Raw genomic sequence first — 9,360 nt, 5'->3', positions numbered from 1 at the left:
GGCGATTGATACTGGCAAACCGACCTCCGCTCTCAGAGTCCCATTTCCAGACTTTGGGTGGCGTGTAGGTAGCGTCGGTCATGGCATTTCTCCTCACAAAGTAGCATTCAGCTGGCTCCGAGGTCGCATTGAGCCCGGGGCCGAAAACTCTAGCATGGAAGTTCAAACAAAAAGAACCACAGGAGTACCCCATGGCAGGGCGCATCGTGCTCCTTCTTGCCTGTCTGTTTTTAGTGCCCCCGGTTCACGCCGAGCTGTCAGACAGCAAGCGGGCGCTGATTCAGGAGCTGTTTCCCTCGGCAACGGTCATTGAAGACAAGCTGCCCGATTTTCCCGTGTACCCGGTGTATCAACTCCAGGAACTGCTCGGCTATGCCTACGAAACCGCAGACCATAGCCGCCTCCAGGGCTTTGCCGGCAAACCTATCAGCATGCTGATCGGCCTCGACAGCAAAGGGCGTTTCACCGGCATCAAGGTGCTGAATCACCACGAGCCGGTCTTTCTTCATGGCCTGGGCGAAGGCCCCCTGTTCGAGTTTGTAGACCAATACGAAGGGCATTCGTTACAAGAGCAGATTATTGTCAGCACCTCCAACTCCAGCCGTTCCGGACGAACCAGCGACGGCAACGTGGTGCACTTTGACGGTGTCAGCAAGGCCACGGTTTCGGTCCTGATCATCAACGACACCGTGCTCTCTTCAGCCCTCAAGGTGGCCCGCAAGAAACTCGAGGGCTTTGCCCAGAGCGCACCCACACGGGCGAAACCGGATTTCTACCAGCCCATGTCCTGGCAGCAACTGGTGGATCGCGGTTACATCGGACACTGGCAGATTGCTGCCGAATCCATCGAGGCCGAGCTGGGCCGGCCTCTTTCAGACTACCCCATGGACATCGAACCCGCAGACGGCGAACCTTTTACCGAGCTTTTCTTCGCCTATATCAATTCGCCCATGGTGGGACGGAACCTGCTCGGAGACGATGGCTACCAGCGCCTCATGCAACGGCTGGATGACGGCGCACAGGTTCTGGCCGTCATGTCCCGGGGCGCCTTTCCCCACGTTTCCCGCGAGTTCGTGCCCGGCAGCTCTCCGGACCGTGTTGGGCTCACCCAGAACAATCTTGCCGTGGAAATGCGCGACCTGAACCTGCTGGACCAGAATCTCGATTTCCGGGCGGCCGGCATCCCGTCATTCGATGCCGGAAACCTGTTCCGCGTGGGCGGCAACGCCGGCTTCAACCCCGGGGCGGAAGCCAATCTGAAGCTCAATGTCGAACTGGCCCGCAATCACCTGATGGTGGACCGCACGTCCCTGAATATCCCGGTTCGCTTCAACGAAGAACTGTTCGAAACCGTCGAGGTTGCTCCCAACCCGGAGGACACCCGTCAACCGGTCTGGATCGGCCTTTGGAAAGAACGCTGGTGGCAGATTTCACTGCTGGTAATCGGCCTGACCGTTCTGACCGTGTTCTTCGCCCGCCAGAAAACCCTGAGCCGCAACCCGAAGCTGGTACACCGGTTCCGCTGGGGATTTCTGTTCTTCACCCTGTTCTTTATCGGCTTCTACGCCCAGGGCCAGCTTTCGGTGGTTAACATCTACACCCTGTTCCTGGCGATCTGGGACGGTTTCTCTCTCAATGTCTTCCTGCTGGATCCGATCATCTTTATTCTCTGGGTGTACACATTCATAACCCTCTTCATCTGGGGCCGTGGCCTTTTCTGCGGCTGGCTCTGCCCGTTTGGCGCCCTGCAGGAAATGGCCGCCTGGCTTGGCGAGAAACTGAAGTTCCGCCAGATCAAAGTGCCCGAGCACTGGCACCGGCGCCTGATCCTGCTCAAATATCCGATCCTGCTCGCCCTGGTGGGCACCGCTTTCTACTCCCTGACCGTCGCCGAAAAAATGGCGGAGGTGGAACCATTCAAAACCAGCATAACCCTGTTTTTCGTTCGCTCCTGGCCCTTCGTGCTCTACGCCGTCGGCCTGCTTGTGATCGGCATGTTCATCCACAAATTCTACTGCCGCTACCTGTGCCCGCTGGGCGCAGGCCTCGCGGCGCTCGGCCGGTTACGCTTGTTCAGCTGGCTGGACCGGGTTGAGCTCTGTGGCAACCCCTGCCAGCACTGCAAGAATGAGTGCGGTATCAATGCCATTCGCAAGGATGGCCGGATCGATTACGACGAATGCATTCAGTGCCTGGAATGCGTCGTTATTCTTGAGGACGACACCCGGTGCGTCGACAAGCGGCTCGAGACCAAAAAACGATCAAGACAGGCGAACATACTGGCAACGGATGCGGGCTGACCCGTCCCGTTGCCGTAAGCCCGGCTTACTGCTTCTTTTGCCATTCAAACTTCTTGAACGGCTCATCAACGGGCGTCTCCGCAATGTGGTTGACGTAGTTACTCATGACTTTCTGGGACAACACCAAAATCACTTCCAGTACCTGGCGGTGCTGGTAGCCCGCTTCATAAAACGCGTCCAGATCCTCTTTGCTGACATTGCCGTGTTTGCGCATGACCGCGAGAGTGAAGGTTCTGAGCGCCTCGAGCTTGTCGCTCGGGAGCGGCGTTTCGTCCCGCAGTGCATTGGTAATGTCGTCAGACACGTCCATCATTTTGGCAATCCCGGTATGGGCCGGGACGCAGTAATGACAGGCGTTTTCCACGTTGATGGTCTGCCAGACGACGGTCTTTTCATCATTATCAAAGCTGCTGTCCAGCACCAGTTGATGCAGTTGCTGATAGCCCTCAAGGATGCCCGGCGCCTCCGCCATGACCGCATGCAGGCCAGGAATCATGCCGAACGCCTTGAGCGAGTTGTCCAGCAATGGCCTGGATTTCTCCGGTGCCGTGTCTTTGTCGTGAAGGGGGGAAATCTGTCATTGCCAACTCCTTTATTGAATGCTTGCTCAATTACTACTTCAGGCTAACTGTTATTGAGCGATCATTCAAGATATAATTGAGCGGTCATTCAAATCACTACAATGGTGAATTGTTGTTATGGCCAGACACGCACGTTATGACCGAAAAACCGCTCTGGAAAAGGCCGTTGGCCTGTTCTGGGAGAAGGGCTATCACGGCAGCTCCATGAAGCAGATCGAGCAGGCCCTCGATATGCGGCCGGGCAGCATCTACGCCACGTTTGGCAGCAAGGACGGTCTGTTTTCAGAAGCACTGGCCGCCTATGCGGAACAGGGCGGCCGGGAGTTGGCCGTTCACCTCAAGGGTTTTGATTCCATTGTTGACGGCCTTCAGGACTATCTGCGCGGCATCGCCTGCAGTTGCGGCGACGGAAGCGCGGCACCCTCACGAGCCTGCATGATCGTGAAAACGCTGCTGGAATCCAGCAATACGCATTCGGCCCTGGCGGACCAGGCTAACAGCATTCTAGCCGCGATCGAGGGATCTCTTGCAGACCTGGTAGAGCAGGCTCGGGTGAAAGGGGAGCTGGCGCAATCCGTAGACAGCCGTCGACTTGCCCGGCTCCTGCAGGCGCAGATCATGGGCCTGAGATCCATGGGTGAACGCAATCTGGATCCGCAAGCCATGAAAGACCTTGGTGACGATATGGCCGCCATCCTGGACGGGTATCGCACCCAGCATTAAACCCGCTTTTCCTTCTGCGGCTGCGGCGAGCGCGCCACCCACAGGTTCGCGAGCGCCAGGCCGGAAGGAAACAGCACTTCCGTAGAATTGTACCCACAGGTCCGGGCGCGTTAACATTATTGCCCGGCTCAGGCCCCGCCCTGTTTCCCGATCGAATTCCGGCTTCTCGTCTGGTTCCGAGTGAGGACAGCCAAGCATTCTCGCCTGAAGAGTCCTTGGCTCTCTTCACTTACAGGTCTGATTGGTATGGATAACCTTCATCACATTGTTGTGGTCGGCGGTGGCGCCGGCGGTCTCGAACTTGTTACCAGCCTCGGGAACAAACTGGGTAGAAAGGGAAAAGCCAGAATCACGCTGGTGGATTCCGGTCTGACCCACGTCTGGAAACCCCTGCTGCACGAAGTTGCCTCCGGTTCCCTGGATGCCAGCGCGAACGAGATCAACTACCGCGCCCATGCCCGCAAACACCATTACGAATTCCAGCTCGGCCGCATGAGCGGACTGGACCGCGATAGCAAGAAAGTGGTCATAGCCCCGTTCCACGATGTCGACGGCACAGAGGTCGTTCCCGAACGCCATATCCCCTACGACACACTGGTGATTGCCGTGGGCAGCACCGCCAACGACTTTGGCACGCCCGGCGCCCAGGACAACTGCCTGTTTCTGGACAGCCTCAAACAGGCCCGGCGCTTTCACAACCTGATGCTCAACGCCTTTCTGCGCAAGAATCACGAGGCGTTGCAGGGGGCTGAGCATACCCTGAATATCAGCATCATCGGCGCGGGTGCCACCGGTGTGGAACTGGCAGCAGAATTGCGACTGGCGTCCCGCGAGCTGCCGGTGTACGGCATGAACCACCTTCAGCCCTCGGACGTTTCCATTTCCGTGATCGAGGCCGCTGACCGCATTCTTCCCGCCCTGCCTGGCCGGCTGTCTGCGGCGGCCACCAGGGAGCTGGAACACCAGCGGGTGAAAGTACTGACCGGCCAGCCGGTGAGTGAGGTACGGCCCAGTACGGTCGTGATGAAAGACGGCACCGAATTACCCTCGGAAATGACCATCTGGGCAGCGGGCATCAAGGCCCCGGCTTTCCTGGCCGAGCTGGAAGGTCTGGAGGTGAACCGGAGCAATCAGCTGGTGGTGGAACAGACCTTGCAAACCACCCAGGATGCCAATATCTTCGCCTTCGGCGACTGCGCTGCCTGTCCGCAACCGGATTCCGACCTGCCGGTTCCCCCCCGGGCCCAGGCTGCGCACCAGCAGGCAGACACCCTGTTCAAGACCCTCTGCAACCGCCTGGACAATGGCGAGGCGGTGCCCTTCGTCTACAACGACCACGGTTCGCTGATCAATTTCAGCCGCTATACCACCGTCGGCAACCTGATGGGCAACCTGTCCGGCCGCAGCATGTACATCGAGGGCAAGGTGGCCCGCATGTTCTACCTGTCCCTATACCGGATGCATCAGGTAGCCCTGCACGGCATGTTCCGCACCGGGATTATCTGGCTGATGGATAAAATCAGCCGTGCCATGCAACCCCGACTCAAACTACACTAGAGATACAGTCGAGCGGCAATGAAGTGGAGCGGGTGAAGGGAATCGAACCCTCGTATGCAGCTTGGGAAGCTGCCGTTCTACCATTGAACTACACCCGCAAAAAAAGGGCCGCGAAAGCAATATAAGCGGTCCGCCCGGCAATGGGCAAGCATTCTGTCTGGAGCAACAATGGATCCCACCCTGACTCTGATTGGCGCCCTGATGCTGGTCATCAGTATTGTGCTCAGCCCGCTTTCCAGCCGGGTGGGCATGCCGGTGCTGCTGATCTTTCTGGTGGTCGGCATGATGATGGGCGAGGACGGCCCGGGTGGCATCCAGTTCGACGATTTCGAGCTCGCGTTCCTGATTGCCAATCTGGCGCTGGGCGTGATCCTGCTGGACGGCGGCATGCGCACCCGTGCGGAAACCTTCCGCGTGGGGCTGAAACCCGCCCTGGTGCTCGCTACACTCGGGGTCGCGATGACCGCCGCTGGTGCCGCAGTTGTGGCCTGGTGGGTGTTCGACCTGCACTGGCTGACGGCCCTGCTGATTGGCGCCATCATCTCATCCACCGATGCCGCAGCCGTGTTTTCGCTGCTTCAGGGGCGGGGCCTGCACCTGAACGAACGGGTCAGTGCCACCCTGGAGATCGAATCCGGCAGTAACGACCCCATGGCGATTTTCCTGACCCTGATGCTGGTCACGCTCATCGGTAACGATGGCGATCACGCGGGCTGGGCCGCCCTGACCATGCTCGTGCAACAGTTCGGCATCGGCGCGGTTGCCGGGATTATTGGCGGTTTTGCCGTGGTGGAGCTAGCCAATCGTATCCGCCTGACGCCCTCCCTGTATCCCTTGCTGGTGGCAGCTGCGGGCATTTCGGTGTTTTCCGCCACAAACGCCCTCGGCGGCAGCGGGTTTCTGGCCATTTATCTGACCGGCGTGGTGATCGGTAACCGCCATGTCCGGATGATGCCGATGATCCTGCAGGTGCACGATGGTCTGGCTTGGCTGGCCCAACTGTGCCTGTTCCTGATGCTGGGACTACTGGTAACCCCCTCGGACCTGATTCCGCTGGCCGGCGGTGGGTTAATACTGGCCCTCTCCCTGATTTTCATTATCCGCCCGCTGACCGTCATTTTGACCCTCTGGCCGTTTGCCTTTAACCGCCGCGAGCTCGGCTTTATCAGCTGGGTCGGCCTGCGAGGAGCTGTGCCGATTGTGCTGGCCCTGTTCCCGATCATTGCGGACTTGCCGGAAGCCCAGCTGGTGTTCCACGCCGCCTTCTTTATCGTTCTGGTCTCGCTCCTGGTGCAGGGCACCACCATGACGCCACTGGCCCGGAAACTTCGCCTGGAAGTGCCCGCCGGTGAAGACCCGTACCGAAGGCTGCCCCTGGATGCCCCGGCGGCGGGCGACCACGAATTGATGCTGTTCCCGTTGCGGGGCGAAATCTGGGAAACGCCACGCCGACTCAGCCAGTTGCGCTTTCCGGAGAACACCGCTGTGGCCGGGGTATTCCGTAACCGGGTCTGTTTACAGCCGAAAGCCGATCTTGAGGTATCCAGCGGGGATATGGTTGCCATGTTCGCAACCCCCAGCGTATTGCCGGAACTGGGCAAGGCACTTAGCGGCCGCCACGCGCCCAAATACCTTGCCGAGCGGGCATTCTTTGGTGATTTCGTGCTCAACGGCGATGCCCTGCTCGGCGATGTCGAGCAGGTCTACGGCATCGAATTTGATGACCTGCCACCGGAACTGTCCCTGGCCGAGTGCTTTGCCCGGCGCACCAAAGGTCACCCCGTTGTTGGCGATGTTGTGACCCTCGGCCCGGTGACTCTGGTTGCCCGGGCCACCAGCGCTGACCAGGTGACCAAGGTGGGTCTGAAGATGGACAGTTCACAAAATGGCTGAACAACGAACCAGATAGCCAAAAAAGTTAACAAAACCCCTTAACAGATCCCTTGCAGGCTGTGGTATAAAACGCCTGTACAAAGATTAATCATTGGTAAGTTAAGGACATGAGTATTTTCCGCGCCCTGCTATCCACTCTCGCCCTGCTCTGTCTGGGGCTCGCGCCGAATGCCTTCGCCACCGAGCTGCTGGCGAAAGCCGACACCCGCATGCCCGGTGCGTCCCTGTATGAGCCCGCGGATATCGGCAGTGTCAGCAAGGTGGTCGTCCGTAAGGGAGAGCGTCGCCTGTACCTGATGGACGGCGAAGACGTGGTTCGCAGCTACCGCATTTCCCTGGGCGACAACCCGGAAGGTCACAAGCTGTATGAAGGTGACGAACGCACCCCCGAAGGCGACTACACGCTGGACTGGCGCAATGCCGAAAGCGATTTCTACAAATCCATCCACATCTCCTACCCCAGCGAGCGGGACCGTGAACTGGCGTCGGCCTGGGGTCTGAATCCCGGTGGCAGCATCATGATTCATGGCCTTCCCAATGATGTGGGCGACATGGCCTTCGCCTACACCGGTCTTGACTGGACCGATGGCTGTATTGCCGTGACCAACGAAGAGATGGACGAAATCTGGCAACTGGTGTCGAACGGGACCCCGATCAGCATTCACCCCTGAGAAAAGCCTGACAGCAGAATTAAGTTGTTGTCATACGCTAAGAATATTTACCTATCCTGAGTTAACATTTTGGCTTACAGTGTTTTACACTGTTTAACGACTCCGGTAGTCAATGCCTATTATGCCTATCGGGCACAGGTTGACAGGAAGTCGTCTATACTGACTTTCGGATCACAGGAAATAACTCGACCAATAAGGGGATTTACAATGCGTAAACTGACGATCGCCGGGATTGCACTGGCCACTGCTCTGACTGCAGGTTGTGCCACGACTGACCAAGGCGCCCTCGACGAAGCGAATGCAACCGCCAGCTCCGCTGAGCGCACTGCTGAAAATGCAATGAACACCGCTAACAGCGCTGCAAGCTCTGCACGTACTGCCCAGCAGACTGCAGAAGAAGCTCTGGCCGCTGCCAAGGCAGCCCAGAAAGCCGCTGACGAAGCAAACGAGCGTGCCAAGCGTATGCTCGAGCGTGCCAGCCAGAAGTAAGGCTGATACGTAACAGAAAAGGCCGGCAATGCCGGCCTTTTTTTATGCCTCGGGTTCGGGTTTGTCCGGATCGGGCTTATCAGGCGTAAAGGGTTTGTTTTCCTTCAGGAACGTGGTCATCAACTCCATTGGCAGCGGAAACACAATGGTGGATGAATTGGTATTGCTCATATCCGCCAGGGTCTGCAGGTAACGCAGCTGCATGGAACCGGAGTTGGTAGACATGACATCCGCCGCTTCCACCAGCTTCTTGGACGCCTGTAATTCGCCTTCGGCGTGGATGACCTTGGCACGCCGCTCACGCTCGGCCTCCGCCTGGCGGGCAATGGCACGAATCATGGACTCGTTGAGATCCACGTGCTTGATTTCCACGTTGGCCACCTTGATGCCCCATTCCTCGGTCTGGGCATCGATGATTTCCTGGATATCCGAATTGAGCTTGTCCCGCTCTGACAGCATTTCGTCGAGATCGTGCTTGCCCAGCACCGACCGCAGCGTGGTCTGGGCCAGTTGGCTGGTTGCGGAATTGAAATCCTCCACCCGGATAATCGCCCGCTCCGGATCCACGACACGGAAATAAAGCACGGCATTCACTCGCACCGTCACGTTATCCCGGGAAATGACATCCTGGCTGGGCACATCCAGAGTGATGACCCGCAGGTCAACCCGCACCATCTGCTGAATGCCGGGAATCACAATGATCAGCCCCGGGCCTTTAACGCCCTGGAACCGCCCGAGAAAGAACACAACGCCACGCTCGTACTCCGGCAGGATCTTGATGGCCGAAGCAAGAATGAGCAGTAACACCACCGTTGGTGCCAGATAGGGAATCAGATCGCCAATCATACGGCCTCCTTGTATTGCCGTTACTTTGTTTACCGGGTCAACCGCTTTCCGGGATGACCCTGACGGTTACCGTCAAACCTTCAATTGCTGTCACTTCAACCCGGTCACCCTCCTTGACAGGCGCTTCGCTGATGGCATTCCAACGCTCACCGCTAAGCCGGATATGGCCCCGGTAATGCCCGTGTTCCCCGGAAAATTCATCCAGTGCCACGCCTTCCTCATGGGTGATCTGCTCGGCCCCACTGACCGGATGCCGTCGACGCAGGCCGATGAACCGGGTCACCGTCCAGAGGATAAAGC

At 58.3% G+C, this 9,360-nt stretch carries 8 protein-coding genes, 1 tRNA gene and 1 pseudogene; 6 read left to right on the top strand and 4 right to left on the bottom strand.

Annotated elements, in window-relative coordinates; translation table 11 throughout:
- Positions 1-191: 191 nt before the first annotated feature.
- Positions 192-2,300 carry a NosR/NirI family protein gene (locus tag B2W52_RS20460; RefSeq protein WP_286803995.1) on the top strand — a complete coding sequence of 703 codons (2,109 nt, stop codon included), beginning with the start codon at positions 192-194 and terminating at the stop codon, positions 2,298-2,300.
- Between the two features lie 25 nt (positions 2,301-2,325).
- On the opposite strand, the pseudogene B2W52_RS20455 reads toward B2W52_RS20460, so the two are convergent.
- A pseudogene (locus tag B2W52_RS20455) lies at positions 2,326-2,881 on the bottom strand (carboxymuconolactone decarboxylase family protein).
- Positions 2,882-2,998: 117 nt separating this feature from the next.
- On the opposite strand from B2W52_RS20455, the gene B2W52_RS20450 reads away from it, so the two are divergent.
- Both B2W52_RS20450 and B2W52_RS20445 read left to right on the top strand, forming a co-directional pair.
- On the top strand, positions 2,999-3,604 hold the full coding sequence (locus B2W52_RS20450; RefSeq protein WP_008176841.1) for a TetR/AcrR family transcriptional regulator: 606 nt from the start codon (positions 2,999-3,001) through the stop codon (positions 3,602-3,604).
- A gap of 246 nt (positions 3,605-3,850) precedes the next feature.
- Entirely contained in the window at positions 3,851-5,161 is a 1,311-nt protein-coding gene (locus B2W52_RS20445; protein WP_008176838.1) for an NAD(P)/FAD-dependent oxidoreductase, read from the top strand.
- Between the two features lie 24 nt (positions 5,162-5,185).
- Here the strand turns inward: B2W52_RS20445 and B2W52_RS20440 are convergent.
- Positions 5,186-5,259 (bottom strand) — tRNA-Gly (locus B2W52_RS20440).
- A 70-nt stretch (positions 5,260-5,329) separates the two neighbouring features.
- On the opposite strand from B2W52_RS20440, the gene B2W52_RS20435 reads away from it, so the two are divergent.
- From B2W52_RS20435 to B2W52_RS20425, 3 genes are all read left to right on the top strand, one after another.
- Entirely contained in the window at positions 5,330-7,054 is a 1,725-nt protein-coding gene (locus B2W52_RS20435) for a potassium/proton antiporter (protein WP_273072697.1), read from the top strand.
- A gap of 107 nt (positions 7,055-7,161) precedes the next feature.
- The gene (locus B2W52_RS20430; RefSeq protein WP_273017724.1) at positions 7,162-7,725 is read left to right on the top strand and encodes a L,D-transpeptidase family protein; all 564 of its coding nucleotides are present in this window, start codon (positions 7,162-7,164) and stop codon (positions 7,723-7,725) included.
- Positions 7,726-7,932: 207 nt separating this feature from the next.
- The gene (locus B2W52_RS20425; RefSeq protein WP_008176834.1) at positions 7,933-8,214 is read left to right on the top strand and encodes an Lpp/OprI family alanine-zipper lipoprotein; all 282 of its coding nucleotides are present in this window, start codon (positions 7,933-7,935) and stop codon (positions 8,212-8,214) included.
- A 42-nt stretch (positions 8,215-8,256) separates the two neighbouring features.
- Here the strand turns inward: B2W52_RS20425 and B2W52_RS20420 are convergent, their stop codons facing one another.
- Positions 8,257-9,060, bottom strand: coding sequence for a slipin family protein (locus B2W52_RS20420; protein ID WP_273017725.1), 804 nt, complete (start codon positions 9,058-9,060; stop codon positions 8,257-8,259).
- Positions 9,061-9,097: 37 nt separating this feature from the next.
- The coding region (locus tag B2W52_RS20415) for an NfeD family protein (protein WP_286803994.1) at positions 9,098-9,360 on the bottom strand (263 nt) is incomplete at its 5' end.

This window comes from Marinobacter sp. UBA2498 (genome assembly GCF_002341575.1).
In the GTDB taxonomy this organism is placed as follows: Bacteria; Pseudomonadota; Gammaproteobacteria; order Pseudomonadales; family Oleiphilaceae; genus Marinobacter; species Marinobacter manganoxydans.
Note: the sequence above shows the minus strand (reverse complement) of the source record. Positions and strands in the feature narration are given on the sequence as shown.